At 39.3% G+C, this 18,737-nt stretch carries 18 protein-coding genes; 11 read left to right on the forward strand and 7 right to left on the reverse strand.

All coding sequences use genetic code 11. From position 1 onward, the window contains the following. Positions 1-18 precede the first annotated feature (18 nt). The 5 genes from ACTJJH_RS10505 (at position 19) to ACTJJH_RS10525 (ending at position 4,966) form a co-directional block, all read left to right on the forward strand. Positions 19-648 (forward strand): UPF0149 family protein, encoded by a 630-nt coding sequence (locus tag ACTJJH_RS10505; RefSeq protein ID WP_347741996.1) that lies wholly within the window; start codon positions 19-21, stop codon positions 646-648. A gap of 67 nt (positions 649-715) precedes the next feature. After that, positions 716-2,038, forward strand: a complete 1,323-nt coding sequence (pepP, locus tag ACTJJH_RS10510) for a Xaa-Pro aminopeptidase (protein WP_440601106.1) — start codon at positions 716-718, stop codon at positions 2,036-2,038. A 31-nt stretch (positions 2,039-2,069) separates the two neighbouring features. After that, positions 2,070-3,278, forward strand: coding sequence for a 2-octaprenyl-6-methoxyphenyl hydroxylase (gene ubiH, locus ACTJJH_RS10515; protein WP_440601107.1), 1,209 nt, complete (start codon positions 2,070-2,072; stop codon positions 3,276-3,278). Beyond that, on the forward strand, positions 3,275-4,507 hold the full coding sequence (locus tag ACTJJH_RS10520) for an FAD-dependent monooxygenase (RefSeq protein WP_068529178.1): 1,233 nt from the start codon (positions 3,275-3,277) through the stop codon (positions 4,505-4,507). The genes ubiH and ACTJJH_RS10520 overlap by 4 nt, the downstream gene beginning before the upstream one ends. 207 nt (positions 4,508-4,714) lie before the next feature. Next, positions 4,715-4,966: a hypothetical protein gene (locus ACTJJH_RS10525; RefSeq protein ID WP_002117665.1), complete on the forward strand. Its 252-nt coding sequence runs from the start codon at positions 4,715-4,717 to the stop codon at positions 4,964-4,966. Between the two features lie 38 nt (positions 4,967-5,004). On the opposite strand, the gene ACTJJH_RS10530 is transcribed toward ACTJJH_RS10525, so the two are convergent. Beyond that, the gene (locus ACTJJH_RS10530; RefSeq protein ID WP_017398653.1) at positions 5,005-5,406 is read right to left on the reverse strand and encodes a Cd(II)/Pb(II)-responsive transcriptional regulator; all 402 of its coding nucleotides are present in this window, start codon (positions 5,404-5,406) and stop codon (positions 5,005-5,007) included. Between the two features lie 65 nt (positions 5,407-5,471). Between ACTJJH_RS10530 and ACTJJH_RS10535 the strand changes: the two genes are divergently transcribed. Next, positions 5,472-6,113 carry a cation transporter gene (locus ACTJJH_RS10535; RefSeq protein WP_039757208.1) on the forward strand — a complete coding sequence of 214 codons (642 nt, stop codon included), beginning with the start codon at positions 5,472-5,474 and terminating at the stop codon, positions 6,111-6,113. A 55-nt stretch (positions 6,114-6,168) separates the two neighbouring features. On the opposite strand, the gene ACTJJH_RS10540 is transcribed toward ACTJJH_RS10535, so the two are convergent. After that, entirely contained in the window at positions 6,169-6,771 is a 603-nt protein-coding gene (locus ACTJJH_RS10540; protein ID WP_068529175.1) for a LysE/ArgO family amino acid transporter, read from the reverse strand. A 105-nt stretch (positions 6,772-6,876) separates the two neighbouring features. On the opposite strand from ACTJJH_RS10540, the gene ACTJJH_RS10545 reads away from it, so the two are divergent. Continuing rightward, positions 6,877-7,767 (forward strand): LysR family transcriptional regulator ArgP, encoded by an 891-nt coding sequence (locus tag ACTJJH_RS10545; RefSeq protein ID WP_206242873.1) that lies wholly within the window; start codon positions 6,877-6,879, stop codon positions 7,765-7,767. 2 nt (positions 7,768-7,769) lie between these two features. Here the strand turns inward: ACTJJH_RS10545 and ACTJJH_RS10550 are convergent, their stop codons facing one another. Both ACTJJH_RS10550 and rsmI read right to left on the reverse strand, forming a co-directional pair. Beyond that, the gene (locus ACTJJH_RS10550) at positions 7,770-8,156 is read right to left on the reverse strand and encodes a hemin receptor (RefSeq protein WP_032037274.1); all 387 of its coding nucleotides are present in this window, start codon (positions 8,154-8,156) and stop codon (positions 7,770-7,772) included. 99 nt (positions 8,157-8,255) lie between these two features. Further along, positions 8,256-9,092: a 16S rRNA (cytidine(1402)-2'-O)-methyltransferase gene (gene rsmI, locus ACTJJH_RS10555; protein ID WP_033848667.1), complete on the reverse strand. Its 837-nt coding sequence runs from the start codon at positions 9,090-9,092 to the stop codon at positions 8,256-8,258. A gap of 209 nt (positions 9,093-9,301) precedes the next feature. Here rsmI and ACTJJH_RS10560 point away from each other — a divergent pair, with 209 nt between their 5' ends. From ACTJJH_RS10560 to ACTJJH_RS10570, 3 genes are all read left to right on the forward strand, one after another. Then, positions 9,302-9,703: a YraN family protein gene (locus ACTJJH_RS10560; RefSeq protein ID WP_014206105.1), complete on the forward strand. Its 402-nt coding sequence runs from the start codon at positions 9,302-9,304 to the stop codon at positions 9,701-9,703. A gap of 79 nt (positions 9,704-9,782) precedes the next feature. After that, positions 9,783-10,490 carry a BON domain-containing protein gene (locus tag ACTJJH_RS10565; RefSeq protein WP_002117601.1) on the forward strand — a complete coding sequence of 236 codons (708 nt, stop codon included), beginning with the start codon at positions 9,783-9,785 and terminating at the stop codon, positions 10,488-10,490. 3 nt (positions 10,491-10,493) lie between these two features. Further along, positions 10,494-11,357 carry an alpha/beta hydrolase gene (locus tag ACTJJH_RS10570; protein WP_014206106.1) on the forward strand — a complete coding sequence of 288 codons (864 nt, stop codon included), beginning with the start codon at positions 10,494-10,496 and terminating at the stop codon, positions 11,355-11,357. 28 nt (positions 11,358-11,385) lie between these two features. On the opposite strand, the gene nudC is transcribed toward ACTJJH_RS10570, so the two are convergent. The 3 genes from nudC to dnaQ all read right to left on the reverse strand — a co-directional run bounded on the left by nudC (position 11,386) and on the right by dnaQ (position 15,281). Continuing rightward, a complete protein-coding gene (gene nudC / locus ACTJJH_RS10575) occupies positions 11,386-12,129 on the reverse strand; it encodes an NAD(+) diphosphatase (RefSeq protein ID WP_005070517.1) in 744 nt (247 codons plus the stop codon). Beyond that, on the reverse strand, positions 12,129-13,772 hold the full coding sequence (locus ACTJJH_RS10580) for a chemotaxis protein (RefSeq protein WP_440601108.1): 1,644 nt from the start codon (positions 13,770-13,772) through the stop codon (positions 12,129-12,131). Before ACTJJH_RS10580 ends, nudC begins: the two co-directional genes overlap by 1 nt. A gap of 129 nt (positions 13,773-13,901) precedes the next feature. Then, positions 13,902-15,281, reverse strand: coding sequence for a DNA polymerase III subunit epsilon (dnaQ, locus tag ACTJJH_RS10585; protein WP_032063866.1), 1,380 nt, complete (start codon positions 15,279-15,281; stop codon positions 13,902-13,904). A 233-nt stretch (positions 15,282-15,514) separates the two neighbouring features. Here dnaQ and ACTJJH_RS10590 point away from each other — a divergent pair, with 233 nt between their 5' ends. Then, a complete protein-coding gene (locus ACTJJH_RS10590) occupies positions 15,515-18,730 on the forward strand; it encodes a LysM peptidoglycan-binding domain-containing protein (RefSeq protein WP_440601109.1) in 3,216 nt (1,071 codons plus the stop codon). The last annotated feature ends 7 nt before the right edge of the window (positions 18,731-18,737 follow it).

Below are 18,737 nucleotides of genomic sequence, written 5' to 3' on the forward strand. Positions count from 1 at the left end.
TAGAGATTGGATAAACGAATGCAAGACGATATTTCAGGCTGGACAGATTGGAACGCTCATTTTGAAGGAATTGAAGAAATTTCAAGCCCTAGTGAGTTACATGGTCTATTAACAGGTATTGTTTGTGTGACAGAAGCGCCTACGCGTGAAGAATGGTCACAAATTTTAACAACCCTTAATGTGCCAGAGTTAAGTGAAGATGCTTTAGCGCTTTTGACTAACGAAGCAGAAGATGTGGTTCATGCTTTATCTGAAGATGAATTAGATTATCTACCAATGCTTCCAGATGATGAACATTTACTTCAAGAGCGTGTGCAAGCATTATCTGATTGGTGTGCGGGTGTTGTATTAGGTTTCGGTTTGGCATCGGGTCATGTTCGTAGTGATGAGCGAGAATTGATTGAACACCTTCAAGATGTTGCAGCAGTTGAATTTGAAGATTCTGACAATGATGAGGAAGGTGAAAGCAGTTACGAAGAATTGTATGAATTTGTACGCTTAATCCCTGTGAGCTTGTCTATTGGCAGAAAAAAAATCACTGTAGCTGAAAGTTCATTATTGAAAAACTTTCATGCAAAAAGTAAAACTGCGGCTCTAGGTACAGATCAGAATATTGTAGAAATGTTCACACCACATCGTCCAAGCTAATTGAGGCGATGTGTTATTGGTTGTATTTTATTTTTTGACTTTAAAATTCTAAATCAAGTAGATCATTATGAAATTGCCTCAAGCTGATTTTCAACATCGTAGAGACCGTTTAGCAGAAAAAATGGGTCCTAACAGTATTGCAATTATTGCAACGCGTGAGGAGATGTACCGTAATCGTGATGCGGATTATAAATTCCGTGCCGATAGTAGTTTTTTCTATTTGACGGGCTTTGCTGAGCCTGAAGCAGTTGCAGTTATTGAAACTTTTGAGGATGTAACTGACTATAGCTATAGTCTTTTTTGCCGTGAACGTAACCGCGAGATGGAAATCTGGAATGGTTACCGTGCCGGAATTGACGGTGCAATCGAAGACTATGATGCAGATGAAGCCTATGCGATTGATCTGCTTGATGAAGAAATTATTGAAAAGTTATTAAATAAAGAACGCCTTTATTATCGGATTGGGCAAAATGCTGCGTTTGATGCACGAGTGAGCCAGTGGATTAAAAAAGCAGATGCGGAGCATCGACATCAAGGTGCTCCAGCTCAACTGGTACAGCTCGACCGTATTGTCGATGAAATGCGTTTAATCAAGTCACCACAAGAACTTGAGCTGATGCAAACTGCTTCAAAAATTAGTGCTCAGGCACATACTCGCGCGATGCAAATGGTGCGTCCAGGTATGATGGAATATGCGCTTGAAGCCGAGCTCAAGTATATATTTGGGCAAAACGGCTGCGTCCCGTCTTATAACAGTATTGTTGGTGGTGGGGCTAATGCCTGCATTTTGCACTATGTTGAAAATAACCAACCTCTTAAAGACGGTGATTTAGTCTTAATTGATGCTGCATGCGAATATGAGTTCTATGCCTCAGATATTACCCGTACTTTTCCAGTAAATGGTAAGTTTAGTGCTGAACAAAAAGCATTATATGAAGTTGTATTGGCTTCTCAATATGCGGCGATTGATGCAGTACGCATTGGTAATTCGTACCGAGAGCCTCATGAAGTAGCCGTTAAAATTTTAACCGAAGGCTTAGTGGATTTAGGTTTGCTCAAAGGTGATGTTAACGAACTTATTGAAACCGAAGCATACCGTCAATTTTATATGCATGGTACAGGTCATTGGTTAGGAATGGATGTACATGATGTTGGGTCTTACAAAAAAGGTGAAGACTGGCGTCAATATGAAGAAGGTATGGTCGTTACCGTTGAACCCGGCCTCTACATTGCACCAGACGATGAAACTGTAGATAAAAAATGGCGTGGTATTGGTATTCGTATTGAAGATGATGTGGTCGCAACCTCGAAAGGACCACGAGTTTTAACTGCTGATGTAGTTAAAAATATTGCAGATATTGAACATTTAATGGCGCAAGCTAAATCATAATTAAACGTATTCGCCAAAGGAGCACAACTCGATGCAACAACAAGTGATTATTGTAGGTGGGGGAATGGTTGGACTTAGCCTTTCACTCATGCTCGCGAAGGCTAATATTGCAGTAAAGCTGTTAGAAGCTGTGAAATACCCAAACTATGATGATCAAAATGTTGCCCCTTATCATTCCAGTTTCGATGCGCGTAATACGGCTTTATCGCGTCGTAGCGTCCAGATTTATCAGAAGCTGGAGTTATGGGATGCATTACAGCAGCACGCGACTCCAATTTTACAAGTTCACATTACTGAACAAGGCAGTTTTGGTAAGGCGCGTTTAATTGCAGAACAAGAAAAAGTCGAAAGTTTTGGACAGGTGATTGAAAATGCTTGGCTGGGTCGTGTTTTATTGACTCAAGTACGTCAGCAGCCTTTGATTGAGCTGATTGATGGCGTTCAAGTGACTGCTTTAACTCAAGATGCTGAGCAAGTACATATTGAGGCCAAGCGTGGTGATGAAGTTTTAAAACTTGAGTCAAAGCTATTAATTGCCGCAGATGGACGTGACTCTTTCTGTCGTCAGGCAATCGGCGTTGATGTTGATGTTCATGACTATGATCAGGTTGCAATTGTCACTACCGTTCAGACTTCAAAACCACATGAACAAGTCGGTTTTGAGCGTTTTAGTGCATTAGGTCCTTTAGCGTTGTTGCCTTTACCGGGTGAATATCGCCGTTCGGTTGTATGGCCTGTTAAAAAAGGCACTGAAAGTGAGTGGTTAGGCGATGAAAATGATCAGCATTTCTTAAGTGCGTTACAACAAACTTACGGTGACCGAGCGGGCAAATTTGAAAAAACCGGCAAACGCTTTAGTTATCCGCTTTCACAAGTGCTCGCACATAAACAAGCTGTCGGACGCGTTATTTTAATGGGTAATGCGGCGCATACAATCCATCCTGTTGCAGGACAGGGCTTTAACCTATGCCTACGTGATGCGGATGTTTTAGTACGTTATTTAGTAAACCAGCTAACCGCTTCTGACGATATTGGCACCCCTGATAATTTACTGGCCTATGAACAAGCCCGTTTGTCAGATCAACAGCGAGTAATTAAGTTCTGTGACACAGTGGTTCGTGGTTTTAGTAACCAAAATCCATTATTAAAATTAATTCGTAATACGGGATTAATTGCATTTGATGTCATTCCAGGTATTAAGCCACTGGTAGCGAACTATGCAATGGGGTTAAAAGCATGAGTGAAATACTAGATGTTGTCATTGTTGGTGGTGGACTGGTTGGTGGTTTAACAGCTTTATTACTTGCCCAAGGTGGTGTACAGCCTACTGTGCTTGATGCTGCTCCTGTACTGGATGTTGAAAAAACACTAAGTGTGATGAACCCGCGTGTTTTAGCACTCAGCCAAGCGACCATTCATTTACTTAAAACTGTCAATGTTTGGGATGATCTAGCACGTCAAATGCCATATACAGGAATGCAGGTGTGGAATCTGAATGGCTATGGTGAAATTAATTTTGGCCACGAGTCCGTACAAAGACCAATGCCAGAACAGTCCTTGGGTTCTATGGTTGAGCCAAGTGTATTGAATGTTGCCATTCAGCAAAAAATGCTTGAGCAACTAACAGATTATCGTACTCAAGTTCGTGTGACTCGCATTGAGCAGGGTGTTGGTTGTTGGCATATTCAATTGGCAGATGGTACGACACTTAAAACAAAACTGCTGATTGGGGCAGATGGTGCCAATTCATTTGTACGAGAACAGGCCTTTATTGACCTAGATGTCTTAGATTATAAGCAAGCAGCGATTAGTTGTGCCATTAAAACATATAAACCCCACAATCATGTTGCTCGTCAAATTTTCTTACCTACAGGGCCTTTAGCCTATTTACCGATGGCTAGTCTTGAAGAAAGTGAAAATGGCTACTGGCAGTCAATTGTCTGGACACTACCTGATGATTATGCCGATGAATATTCTGCTTTAACCGATCATGAGTTTATGCAGCTTTTAACTCGAGAAAGCCAACATATGTTGGGTGAAGTGTTAGATGTACGTTCAAGAGCACAATTCCCGCTCAAAGCGCGCGCCGCAAAACAGTATGTGAAAGCTGGTTTAGCTTTAATTGGGGATGCAGCACATGTGATTCATCCACTTGCTGGACAAGGGGTAAATATTGGTTGTTTAGATGCGGCTGTACTCTGTGATGCATTACTACATGACTTAGCGCGTGGCGTATGGGCAAATGAGCAGACATTGTTGCGTTATGAGCATCGTCGTAAAGGCCAGAATGATGCAATGATGCATAGCATGTCGGCAATTGGCTGGTTGGAAAGTAGTGAGCTATTTCCATTTATCTGGGCTCGGAATGTGGGACTCAAGCAAGTTGAACAAATTTCCTTCTTAAAAGAGCATTTTATGCAACAAGCAAACGGTTTAGGGTCTTTGCAAAACACCCAGTATAGTCGTTAAAATAATTACGAAGTTTATGCTCTACTGGTCTAAATAAATATCAGTAGATATTTTTTAAACAATCATTTATATATCATTACCAATTGGGTTGAAAAAGATACACATTTGACCAATTTGGCTCTTTGCTAAATGCAAAGAGATTGCTAAATTTCTGAGGTCTTGGGACCATAGCGATGATGCAATAGAAATCATTCTGGGGAGTGAAAAATGTCAGATATCAATGATTATGAAGATGCAGAAGATTCTGCTGTAGATGAAGATGAAGCGAAAGCAGCTGAAAGCGGTGCGGCTGATGAAGAAGCAAGCAGTATTAATGATACTGATATTGCTGAGGCAGAAACACTGACTGTGACTGCTAAGCAAAAACAGCGCCAAGCGCTGGAAGATGAAGTTGCCGCATTTTTAGCTCGAGGGGGGAGAATTACTGAAGTTCCTCCAGATGAACATAGCGACCATTAATCCTAAAAAGCATCACATGAGTGATGCTTTTTTTATTTTTAAGGTGCGTTCTGAAGTTCTTTCAAGATCCCGCATTCATCTACTGTTCGATTGGTAGAGCAGTGCTGTTTTAAATCAATCAAAGATTCTTTTAAAAGTAATAATCGTTCGATTTTTTCAGATACTTCTTTTAAGTATTTATCGACTAAATTATCAATTTCTGTGCAGGCCTGTTTAGGCTGAGTTTTCATTTCCTTTAACGTTTTAATATCACTCAGTGAAATATCTAATTCACGACAATGCTTAATAAATAAAAGGTCTGCAAGTGTTTGTTCGGTATAAACACGATAATTATTTTCTGAACGTTGGATGCGATCAAGTACACCTACTTTTTCGTAATAACGGATCGTATCAATTGGAATATCCGCTTTTTTTGATAATTGACCAATAGAAAGACTCATAAGACTTGACTCTGGAGCTACTCGAGGGTTTTTAATCACTATAAAAGAGTTTTTGAGGAAATAAAATGGCTGGATGTGGTTGTGCTTCAACATGTTCTCCTTCAAAAAAAGTGAGTCCACGTTTTAGAAAAGCGTTATGGATCGCACTTGTGATCAATGCCTTAATGTTTGTGGTGGAAATATTGGGAGGTTATAAGGCCCAATCTGTTTCACTTTGGGCAGATGCATTGGACTTCGCCGGAGATGCAGCAAACTATGCATTATCTTTAGTCGTTCTTTCGATGAGTTTATATTGGCGTGCGACAGCGGCACTACTTAAAGGAATAACGATGGCGGCTTTCGGCGTTTTTGTCATTGCGAAAGTGATCTGGTCGTATTTTTATGGTGTTTCACCCGAACCAATGGTGATGGGGGCAATTGGTGTAATGGCTCTAATTGCTAACGTTTCTGTTGCGCTTATGCTTTATGCATTTCGTGATGGGGATGCCAACATGCGCTCTGTGTGGCTGTGCAGTAGAAATGACTCAATTGCCAATATTGCTGTAATTTTAGCGGCCGTTGGGGTATTTGGAACAGGCAGTGTCTTTCCCGATTTATTTGTTGCTTTTGTCATTGCATACTTAGGTGTATCTTCTGGCTATGCTGTTATAAAACAGTCACAACAAGAAAGAAAACAGGCAAGAGTTATAGTTGCGAGTGAAGCGTAATACTAAAGAGTAATAAAAAAGGATCTTTTTATGATCCTTTTTTAATTTTAAGCCGTTAAAACAAGAGGGTTATAGCGATACTCCACATAACGCAACCAATAATGAAATCTAAAATTTTCCAAGCTTTGGGATTGGTAAATAGTGGCTTTAATAATCTTGCACCATAGCCCAGACTAAAAAAGAAAATCCAAGAGGCAAAAATGCTGCCCAAAGCAAAACTCACTTTGTCTTCAAGCTGAGTTGCAACTGAACCAATCAGAACAATAGTGTCTAAATAGACATGAGGATTAAGCCAAGTAAAGGCAAGACAGGTCACTAATGCTTGAGTTAATGTTTGTTTTTGACTGCTATCAAGGTCCATACTTTGGGTAGTCTTAAATGCAGCATAAAATGCTTTGGCACCGTAAACTAATAAAAACGTTGCCCCTAAATATTTAGCTACGGTAATTAAGATAGGTGATGCCGTCATGATTTCGGCAAAGCCTAATACACCACAGGCAATTAAAATTGAGTCGGACAGAGCGCAGATTAAACACAACCAAAATACATATTGCTGTTTAAGTCCTTGTTTTAGGACAAAAGCATTTTGAGCTCCAATTGCTACGATAAGCCCACTGCCAATACCGAAACCTTTAAAAAATATACTAAGAGAGAACATAACAATAAGGTGAAAAAATCAGATGTGCGAATTATCTGACTTTTTATCAAGAAATAAGTAAAATTAAGAATATTTAGGTTTGGCTAAAAAAAATTTAGGCTTGATATGTTAGATAGCAAACAGTGTGAAGCCTTTCTTGCAGTAGCAGAATTGGGAAGTTTTGATGCGGCAGGGGAGCATTTATATATTACGCCATCAGCAGTGTCCTTACGCGTACAGGCTTTAGAAAAGTATTTAGGACAAATTCTAATTATACGAGGCCGCCCGTGTTTACTCACTCAAGCGGGGCAAACTTTATTACAACATTTACGTCATACGAGATTAATGGAGCAAAATTTATTACAAGGTTTGATGGGAAAATCATCAGAATCTGAATTTTATAAAATTGCTCTAGCTTCAAATGCAGATTCATTAGCTACTTGGCTTTTACCAAATATTCAGCAAACACTTTTTAAAGAAAAAATAGTATTAGAACTAAAAATTGATGATCAATCTCACACGCACACTTTATTGGAGACAGGACAAGTCAATGCCTGTATTTCGGCAGAAGAGCAGGTCATGTCAGGTTGTTTAGCTCAACCACTAGGAAAAATGCGTTATAAAATGTTGGCCTCTGCTGAATTTGTAAATAAATGGTTTAGTGCCGGAGTGAATAGAGACGCATTAAGAAAAGCACCAGCAGTTATTTTTAATCATAAAGACTTAATGCATTCAGAGGTCTTACTAAAAGGATACGGTTTACCGATGCAAAGTTATCCTTATAGTTTTATTCCAGCAACAGATGCTTTCGTCAAAGCAATTCAATTAGGTTTAGGCTATGGCATGGTGCCCGAGTTGCAGGTTCAGCCACTACTCGAAAATGGAACACTTGTTGATATTATGCCTGAAGCCGAACTTGATGTTCCTTTATATTGGCACCACTGGAAAAGACAGTCGAAGCAACTTGATGTATTAACTGAGACAATTGTTCAGTCAGCGAAAAAGATATTGAGATAAATTTAAGTCCGTGAGCGGGCATAAAAATTTGAAACATGCTGAATATAAAACTCTATATCTTGTGTTGAGTAACCTAAAAGTTGTCCGATTCTACGGTCAAGCTCTAAGCGATCTTCGAGCTGAGTCTCCTTTAGTGATTTTTCAATACATAACACAAGTTCATTTAAATTTGCTAAAGGTGCATCTTTGTAGATCAGCATAATTGAAAATGGTAAAGGTAAAGAGGTTTCAATATCTTTACTCAGCATAGATAAAGTACCTTGCTCGAGATGCTCTAAAAACTCGGTAGGTAATAGATCATAAAACAAAGCGATAGGTTTCTCGCCTGAAAGTAATAATTCTAGTTCACACTCTTCATGCGGCCCAAGTTTTCCAAGCTGTACAGTCATGTAAATACTCTTATTTTTATCTTTAATATTATTATGCAAAATTTATGCACAGTGATGATGAAGGCTATTTATTGTTCATCACTGTGCTTAATCAAAAGATTAAGATTGTGTTAACTCAAGCGCACGTTGATAAGCGACTTTTTTCTTAACTCCTGTTAAATCAGCAGCCAGTTGAGATGCCGCTTTAACAGATAAATCTTGAAGTAAGCGCTTTAAAAGCTCATCTAGTTTTTCTTGTTCCAGATCTGTTTTTTCTGGTGCACCGCCAACTACAAGAACAATTTCGCCTTTTTCTTGGTTGTGATCATTTTCTATAAAACTGACCAAATCTTTTAAAGTCATTTTTTTGATGGTTTCAAAGGTTTTGGTAATTTCACGTGCGAAACCTACAGGGCGGTTTTCACCAAATACCTCAGCCATATTTTTTACACATTCTAAAATACGGTGTGGTGCTTCATAGAAAATTAAGGTCTGAGTTTCATTTTTGAGTTTTTCTAATTGAGAAATACGTTGAGAAGCTTTTGATGGCAAAAATCCTTCAAAACTAAAACGATCGCTCGGTAGACCTACTGCACTTAGAGCGGCAATTGCAGCACATGCGCCAGGCACAGGAACAACTTTAATGCCATGTTCTTGAGCAGCTCGAACTAACTTAAAACCGGGGTCACTAATAAGCGGCGTACCTGCATCACTAATTAAAGCAACATTGTCGCCCGCAAGTAATCTTTGAACTAACTGCTCAATTTTATTGCTTTCATTGTGATCATGACATGCAGTAAGTTGAGTCGATATATTATAGTGCTTAAATAATTGTGCTGATTGACGCGTATCTTCGGCAGCTACAATAGAAACTGATTTTAAAATATCAATTGCACGGAAAGTCATATCATCTAAGTGCCCGATTGGGGTGGCTACAACGAATAACTGAGCACTCATTTGGTTTTACTCCGTACAGATAAACAATTTTAATGGGGTAGTTTACCCGAAATTATGATTTGGGCGTGAACAATGTCTGCCAACCTTTGCTTTTCCAAAATGATCTGATTTTCATTTGTTCAATTTAAATCAAAAAGTACGGGTGGATTTAATGAAATAATTTAAGCATCAAAATATGTGGTGCTACTTTTAATTTGGGGAAGATAAAAATGTTAATTGCGCAGCAGTTGGGGAAATGGGCAGAGCAAACGGCTTTAAACCTGTTACAAAAGCAAAACTATGTATGGGTAACCAGTAATTATCATTCACGCCGTGGGGAAGTGGATTTGATTGTTAAAAGAGGGCAAGAGCTGGTTTTTGTTGAGGTAAAGGCGCGGACTATAGGAAATTATGGACAAGCTTGCGAAATGGTAACGAGAACAAAGCAGAAGAAAATTATTAAAACCGCGATGCGTTTTTTACAGCGCTACCCATCTTATCAGGATTTTTATTGTCGTTTTGATGTGATTTGTTTTGATTTTCCACAGAAAATTGCAAAAACAGTACAGCAAGACTTTTCAAATTTCCATTATGATCTGCAATGGATCGAAAATGCATTTACTTTGGATTAAGAGTTCATTACTCTTTTGAGCAAATTAAAATCGATATTTTATGATCAAGCCAAGAAGAGATTGATAGGAGTCTGGTGGAGTGTTGAAACGTATTGCTGTAACAGCGCTTTGTGTCGCAAGTTTGTCAGGTTGCGCAAGTTTTATTTCTGGTGGAACAGGTACAGCTCCAGTCGGAACAGATAGTGGTGTACGTAGCTTAGGTCAGGTATTCATTGATTCTTCAATTAAACGTACAGCGAATATTAACCTCTATAAGCTTGATCAGCGTTTTAAACAATCACGTATTAATATCGAAAGTTTCCATAGTACTGTTTTATTAACAGGACAAGTGCCAGACCCATACTTGAAACAATTGGCAGAAGACAATCTTAAAGCCATGAGTGATGTAAAAGCTGTACATAACTACATTACCGTGGGTAATAAGGTCAGCTATAACACGATCATGCAAGATGCTGGTGTAACTGCAAATACACGTGCTCTATTAATGAAAGCGCCAGTTGTATCGGACAGTAAAGTACTTGTCCATACCGAAGACGGCGTACTTTATGTGATGGGCCGTTTAAATACAGCTGAAATTAATGATTTAAATAATGTGCTTCAAAATGTTGGTAACGTGACCAAAATTGTGACACTCATTGATAACGTTGATTTAGCACCTGCGCCAGCGGCGAGTACTGCTAGTGCAACAACTACACCAATTATTAATAACGTCATTGCTCAACCAACAGTTCAAACTCCTGTTGCAATTGATCCTGACCAAACAGATCCAGCTTCGAATGCACAGTAATATATGAATCTGATTGAACAACTACAAAGTAAAATTGAACAGGCGCGAACTCTTTATAAAGAGTTCCGCCTTTATGATTTGGGGAGTTTTGCTTTAAACCGTTTTACGCCAAAAGATGGTTTTGAACAGGTCGCAAATGTACGTTATGGTCTAAAGCCGCGTCATCGTTTGGATATTTACCGATCTGTTAAAAAACTAGCACATCAGCCCCTTATTGTTTTTGTACATGGTGGTGCTTGGCAACATGGTAATAAGCGAGATTATCTTTTTATTGGTGAGACGTTTGCTAAAGAAGGCTATGACGTTGCAGTTATCAACTATCAATTAGCTCCTAAAAATATTTTTCCGAGTTTTGTTGATGACCTGACTCAGGCATTGAATTATTTACATCAAAACCAAGACAAACTCGAAATTTCTACAGAAAATGTTGTGCTTATGGGGCATTCGGCAGGGGCATTTAATGTAATGTCTGCTGTTTATCACCCAACGCCAAATCCTATTCAATGTTTAGGAAATATTAAGGCGATTTTCGGTTTAGCTGGACCTTATCATTTTGATTATAAGGGGGATCCACTAGCTGAAGATGCTTTTGATCAAAGTATTTCTTATCAAGAAGTGATGCCATACTATTTCGTCAATCAAAATAGTATTAAACATTACTTGCTCATGGCTGAAAATGATCAGCTTGTCGGCAAAGAGAATACGTTGGATTTGGATCGGGCTTTAAGACAGAGTGGAAATCACAGTCATATCGCTGTGATTCCTAAAACTGGACATATTACAATTTTGGCCAGTCTTTCTAGCTTTATTAGCCACTATTTCAGAACGAAAAGAACGATCTTACATTTTCTCGAAGAAGTGTTTTAAACGAGAGTCTCGTTTAAAACACGGCAGATTACCCAGCTTGGGTAATCTGCATAATCATTGAATGAGCAATACTTCCTTTAAACGGAATCTCAGGTAATTGATCAATTTTGAAGAATTGGGCATCTGCAATTTCTTCTTCTTGAAGCTTAATTTCACCCGACTCATATTCTGCCCGAAATGCCACCATAAGGTTACTTGGGAATGGCCAAGGCTGGCTGGACATATACTGAATATTTTTAAGTTTTAAACCGACTTCTTCAAAGGCTTCACGTTGTACTGCCTCTTCAAGTGTTTCGCCTACCTCAACAAAACCTGCAATCAAACCATACATATTGGTTTTGTTATGAACTGACTTAGCCAGCAAGATTTCATCATCACCACGAGTAATGACGGTAATAATGCAAGGGTTTACACGAGGATATTGGTGGTAGCGACAAGAAGGGCATACCATTGCATATTCGGTTGGATGAACTTCTGTCGGATGTCCACAGTGGCTACAAAACTTATGGTTACGTCGCCATTCAAGTAATTGAACAGCACGGCTCGCTTGCAAAAACTGTTCTTTCGACCAGCTGGTAATAAGCTGGCGAATTGGGACAAGTTGTAAGCCTTCGGGGATAGGTTCCTCAGCAAGCAAGTCACGTGCAATGACCTGCTCATCATGAGTGAAAAGTAAATCACTTGCTAACTTTTCGACTTTGGGTAGTTGGAGATTCTGGTCAACCAGTAATTGTTGATGATGGAAAATATAAGCAAGTGATAATTCAGACATTAAGCTGCCTTTTTTTGAAGTTGTTGACTACTCGACAATGCTACATTAAACATGGATTGTAGAACAGGTTGTTTATTTTTTAAATTGTCAACTAACATGTCAATGCCTGCTAATACGTTAAAAATACAGTGAATTTGGTCTGTATTAAAAGGCTGGTTTTGTTCAAGTTGCTCTTGAACAAATTGGGCAGTTTGGAGTAAAGCATGTTGTTGAGCCGTGCTTCCTAAAAATTCGGCTGCACCTGCTAACTCTTTTAATGAACCTGCAATGGCTTCAATATTTTGTCTTTGGTCATTGGCATACAACGTAAGACTCTGACAGATAAAATCAATTAAATTTTTTGTCTCGGTAAGCAAAGCTTGATGAGCTTCATCAAGACGATCTAAAGAAATAGCCGTATTATTCACGCTAAGTTGTAGACGATTTGACGTGTAATTGCGTACCAAAATACCAATTGAGTTCATAGCAGATAAAATGCTGTTCATCAGCTGCTGAGCATAGTTTTCATCACTTAAAATGTTAAGTTGGCTTAAACTGCTGGCTTGTTGAGAAAGAGCAGATGCGGCTTCATCAAGGTTTAGAAGTTTAAAGGTATGAGCTAGTTGTAAAAGGCTCGCTTGTAGTTGCTGTGCTTTTTCAGGCGACATATTTTGATAGTTGTATTCAATATCGTTCCGCACCTTATTCATTTCATCCAAGATTAATTGGCTGACAGTGTGCATCGTGTCAAAGTCAGGACCAAAAAGATGGCGACTTAAAACGAGTAATTGAGTATCAGTCGGTGTTTCATCACCAATATGAAGTTGGTTACGAATAAGGTGAGCAATTTCATCTTCTTGAGCAATAACAATACTTAAAATATCTGCAAATGCCGCTAAATTAGGTTCAAAACTTTCGGGTGCTGCCAAAAATAGAGCAATATGACTTTCAATATTAATCAGTACACGTAGGCGTGAATCATTTAAAAGTAAGTCATCAATATGGTTAAAAGCGTAATTGACGAGCTGCCAATATTTTTGGCTTGGCTGAGTGTTCGCCATGCTGACCAAATAGGTTGCAATAAGTTTAAAGGCTTGAAAATTCTGAGCTGATGCTGTCTTTTTTAAAAATTGATGGAGAGATAGTTTGTAGAGTTGATGGATAAACTGAGTTTTTTCACTAATTAATATTTCAGGCAAGGGTAGTTCAAGCGAAGTATTTGCAAGTAAAGGAACAATAGCTTGTCCCAATGTAGTCAGGGGCTTATTCAAAGCTAATTCTAAATTATTTAAGGTCGTAAGAAGAAATTGTGGAACTTGTATTTCACGCAAACAGATAAATTCAATATAGCGCTTTACCATGGTCGTGCCTTCGCTTAGGGCAACCACATCATCCGTATTAATTTGGGTTGGATTCGCAATAATTTTTTGCATCAACTCAGTCGAATATTGAGTGATTTTTGCAAGATAAGGAACATCAATTAAACGTAGAACTTGAGTGCATTGTTTAAATTGTTCTAATGCATCATCAATACCAAAAGGGAGAGCCTGTTCTTCAATTAAGGTACTTACCGCACCTTCAACCAATTTTATTGAACGATCAATTTCATGTTTAATGATGAGTAAAGCTGTTGGATCGAAATGAATCGACGTATGCTCAGACATAAACGTTCCCCTTTGCAAAAAATCAATTGTTATATTCGTAGTGCTCAATAACTTGAGCTAAAAATCTATGCGACTAATATAACTTAACTTACAAAGGGGAAAAGCTAAAAACACTAAAGAATCAAAAATTTATTTTGCAAAAAGGCAAGGTTCTCCGTGTTTTTCCTCATATTCTTTGACCCAAGTCTCATGTGTATTTAACTCTTCATCTGAAGGGTAAATTACAGGGAGGTCAATTTGAACTCTGCTTCTATTGGTTGTTTGCTGGCTATTTTCACTCTGAGATAAGGCATCTATATCAAAAGAAACCTGACCACCAGTCATTGCCAAGTAAACATCAGCAAGAATTTCAGCATCGAGTAATGCGCCGTGGAAAGTACGGTCACGTGCTGGAATTTCATAACGTCTTACAAGCGCATCAAGGGAGTTTTTTTGTCCCGGATGTTTGTTTTTCGCTAAAGCTAAAGTATCTGTTACCTCACATACTTCAGAAAGTGCAGGAAGCCCTACGCGTTTAAACTCCATATCAAGGAAGTTCATATCGAAGGTCGCGTTATGGGCAATAATCTCTGCACCTTTGAGATAGTCAAATAAGGTGTCAGCAATGTCTGCATAGAGCGGTTTATCTTTTAAGAAATCATCACTGATACCGTGGATGTTTTCTGAGTCTCCCACTGGTTTTTGTGGGTTAATATAAATATGAATCGAGCTACCCGTAAGCTTACGGTTAATCATCTCAATCGCACCCACCTCAATAATGCGGTCGCCATCTTGGAAATAAAAACCAGTAGTTTCCGTATCGAGAATCAGTTGTCGAGGGCCTTGTAATTTTAATTTGGCTTCGGTCACAACGATTTGAGGATGAATGTTATTGGTTGGCTGCTTACTTTCTTGTTCGGCAGTTTCAACTTCAATAATTTCTTCTTCCACAATAATCATCTCAACTTCTTCAGATGCTTCAAGATGAATATTTTCTTCTTCTGTTGCGTCAGCCAGATCAAACCCGAAAGGGTCATCTAGCAACCAGTCCTGTTCAGGCTTTTTTATATCTTGCGATACAGTGGCAGACTGTGGTTGCTTGAGTTCTTTCGCAGTTTTGTCTGCACCTAAATTAGCAAGCTGGTCTGCCATTTCATTGCCTGGGTGTCCTGCATGGCCTTTAATCCAGTTCCACTCAATATTTCTACCTGCGCAGACAGCATCTAATTTCTGCCAAAGGTCAGGATTTTTTACATCTTTCCAATTTTTCTTTTTCCAGCCATGAATCCACTCAGTAATACCTTGCTTCACATAATTTGAATCTGTCCAGATAATCAAATGTGCATCGGCTGGGCAAAATGAAACACCTTCAATGGCAGCAGTGAGTTCCATACGGTTATTGGTCGTATCAGGCTCACCGCCAAATAATTTATGTTCACCCTGCTCAGTAATGACATATGCGCCCCAACCACCTAAACCCGGATTGCCACGACATGCACCATCAACATACAGTGTGATTGTTTGAGACATAAATCGAAACCTAAACTAAAAGAAAAAGAACTGAATATGGTGTATTGTATACGCAAAAAGTTCGGTTCCATCGTATCAAAGCAAGGTTTTTTTAATTTCTTGTAACATTTCCATGCAAATGACATTAAATTATTGCCTTGTCTATCTTGCATGCTTTACTACAATGGCATCGAAGACCTAGGGTTTGTGGGCAGACCCCAAAAAAATATTACGCGAGTTGTTTGGAAGTTTTTATGTATAAACCAACCACATTTGTGTGGCAGCCATCTGCAGCATCATTGTTTAAAATTACCGTACTTAGCTCTGCGTTAGCTGCGTTGGGTATTACAACAGGCTGTTCATCGACTCCGCAATCTGCAAAAACCTCAAAATCGAAACAGGTCAGTGGTGCAGGTTATTTAGATGCGAGTAGTCTTGATTCATTGGAAGACTTACTTTCAGCAACTGATATGCGTGCTGTAGAGGGTGACCGCCTGCTTATTTTAAAGCACGGTGATGTCTGGAAACGTATGTCTGTTGGTTTCAAAATGGATTTGAACCATTGGGATTCACGTATTGAAGCTCAGCGTAGTTGGTTTATTTCTCGTCAGCCTTATCTTGATCGTTTAAGTGCCCGCGCAAGTCGTTATTTGTACCATACAGTTAAAGAAGCTGAACGCCGTGGTTTGCCGACAGAACTTGCACTCTTACCTGTAATTGAAAGTTCATATGACCCAGCTGCAACAAGTAGTGCTGCAGCAGCAGGTTTATGGCAGTTTATTCCGAGTACTGGCCGTATTTATGGCTTAAAGCAAACAGGCATGTATGATGGCCGTCGAGATGTTGTTGAGTCGACTCGTGCTGCCTATGAGTTTTTAGGAAGCTTATATAACCAATTCGGTTCTTGGGAGCTTGCTTTAGCAGCCTATAACGCTGGACCGGGACGTATTCAACAAGCAATTAACCGAAATCAGGCAGCAGGTTTACCAACTGATTATTGGTCTTTAAAATTACCTCAAGAAACCATGAACTATGTTCCTCGTTTCTTGGCTGTTGCCCAAATTATTAAAAATCCAAAAGCTTACGGTATTTCTTTACCACCAATTGCAAATAGACCCCATTTCCGTGAAGTGACTTTATCTGCACCTTTATCTTTAAATGAAATTGCTTCTGTAGCTGGATTAAGTCGTTCGGAACTCTATGCATTAAACCCGGGATATCGTGGTGAAATGGTAGACCCAGCGAGTCCAATGCGTATCTTGATTCCAGCCGATTTAAGTCCTTCAATTGATAATAAATTAAAAGGTATGAAGTCAGGCGGTGGTTCAGGTTGGTGGGCAAATGTGACCTCACCATCTAAGCCAGATGTAAGTGCTTCAACATCTGTGACAATTAAAACCACGCCTGCAAATCAGGTTCAACCGGTTAAACCGTCTACACCTACTAAAACAACGAGTAGCTCTACCACGGTAAAAACTTCAACTCCTCGTGGGTCTGATGCTTTAGCCGCGTTTGCAGCTTCGGCTGATGTACCAAGTGCTCCACGTATTCCTGTTGCTGTGACACCTGCGGCAAATATTAAGCAAGTGAAGACAGAGCCACCAATCTCGGCTGCAGAACGTGAAAAGATTTTAGCGGCAGTTCGAGCTGAAGGTGAGAAAGAAACAGTTCAACAAGCTTTAGAGCCACAACCAACGCAGGCTGAAAAAGATCAAGTAGTTGCTGAGTTAAAAGCTATTGCACCACAAGGAACAGAAATTGTTGATCCTTATGATGGCAAAATTAAGTTAACTGCGATTCAAACAAGCCAATCAGTTGCAGAGCAACAAGGTAAAGAAGTAAGTAAAGGTTTTGCATATCCAAAAACTTTAGCTGAAGATGTGACTGTAGCTAACTCTGAAGATGGGCAGCGCAATAAAGACAAGCCTTACATTAAAACTGATACAGATGTAGTGGTTGTACAGCCAAAAGGCAAACGTAGTACCTATACAGTTTTACCGGGTGATACTTTAGCCGTTATTGCGATGAAAAACGGCGTAAACTGGCGCGATGTTGCTAAGTGGAACCAGATTGATCCTGAAAAGACGTTATATGTTGGTTCAACGCTTTACCTTTATGATGCTAAGCCACAAGAAACTCAAACGACTTCAAAAAGCACAGCTAAACCAGATGTATATGTCGTTCAGGCTAACGATAGCTTAAGCGGTGTGGCTAACCAGTTTAATTTGTCAGTAAGACAATTGGCTGAATATAACGATTTATCAGTGACTGATGGCTTATTTGTTGGGCAAAAACTACAGTTAAAAGAACCAAAAAATAGTCGCTCAAGTGCTAAAGTAGAACCGAAAGCTATTCAGGCAAGTGCAAAACGTATAGCAACTAAAAGCTATACTGTGAAGCGCGGTGAATATCTTAAATTGATTGCAGATCGTTATGCGCTCTCTAATCAGGAACTTGCTGAATTAACTCCAGGGTTAACTGCCGGTAGCAACTTGATGGTAGGCCAAAAAATTAATGTGCCTACACAAGATATTTCTGTAGATGAAGTTGCTGAAACTAAGGCTTCTAGTAAATCTGAGAAAGCATCAGCAAGTGTTTCTTATAAAACAGAAGGCTATAAAGTACAACGTGGTGATACTTTATCGAGTATTGCAACTAAATCAAAAATTAGCTTGGCTGAGTTAGCCGAGTTAAATAACTTAAAAGCAAATAGCCATCTACAGCTTGGTCAAACTTTAAAAGTACCGGCAGGCTTAAGTGTTCCAGAACAATACGTTGTACAGTCTGGCGATAGCTTAAATGCGATTGCGAGTAAATATAATTTGCAAACAAGCTATTTGGCTGACCTAAACGGTTTGTCTCGTACTGCTGGTTTGCGTGCTGGTCAACGCTTAAAACTAACAGGTACGGTTGAAGAAGCGCCAACTAAATCTTCTAAAAACGCCAAAGAAGAAACACCGGAAACTTATACAGTTAAATCTGGTGATAGCTTAGGTAATATCGCTAATCGCTACCACTTACAGTTGGACTACCTTGCTTCATTAAATGGTCTTTCACGCAACAGTAGCGTTCGTGTGGGGCAGCGTTTAAAGCTAACGGGTGATGTGCCTACAGTTGAAACAGCTAAAGCAGATACTAAGTCTTCAACTAAAACGGTTGCCGCTGGTAAAAATACTGAAAGATATACGGTTAAATCTGGTGAGTCTTTAAATAGTATCGCGAGCCGCGCTGGTGTTTCAGTGCGTGAACTGGCTGAAATGAATGCATTAAAAGCAAATGCTAACTTACAGCGCGGTCAGAATATTGTGATTCCAAAAACTGTCGTGGAATACAAAGTGAAGCGTGGTGATACCTTAATCGGCCTTGCGAGTAAATATGGTTTAGAAACCAATTTATTGGCTGAGCTGAATAATTTAACGCCTTCTACTCAGCTTCGCATTGGTGATGTGATTAAAGTGCCTAATTTGTAAAATAATT

Source organism: Acinetobacter sp. 22301, from assembly GCF_052045285.1.
Classification (GTDB): domain Bacteria; phylum Pseudomonadota; class Gammaproteobacteria; order Pseudomonadales; family Moraxellaceae; genus Acinetobacter; species Acinetobacter pittii.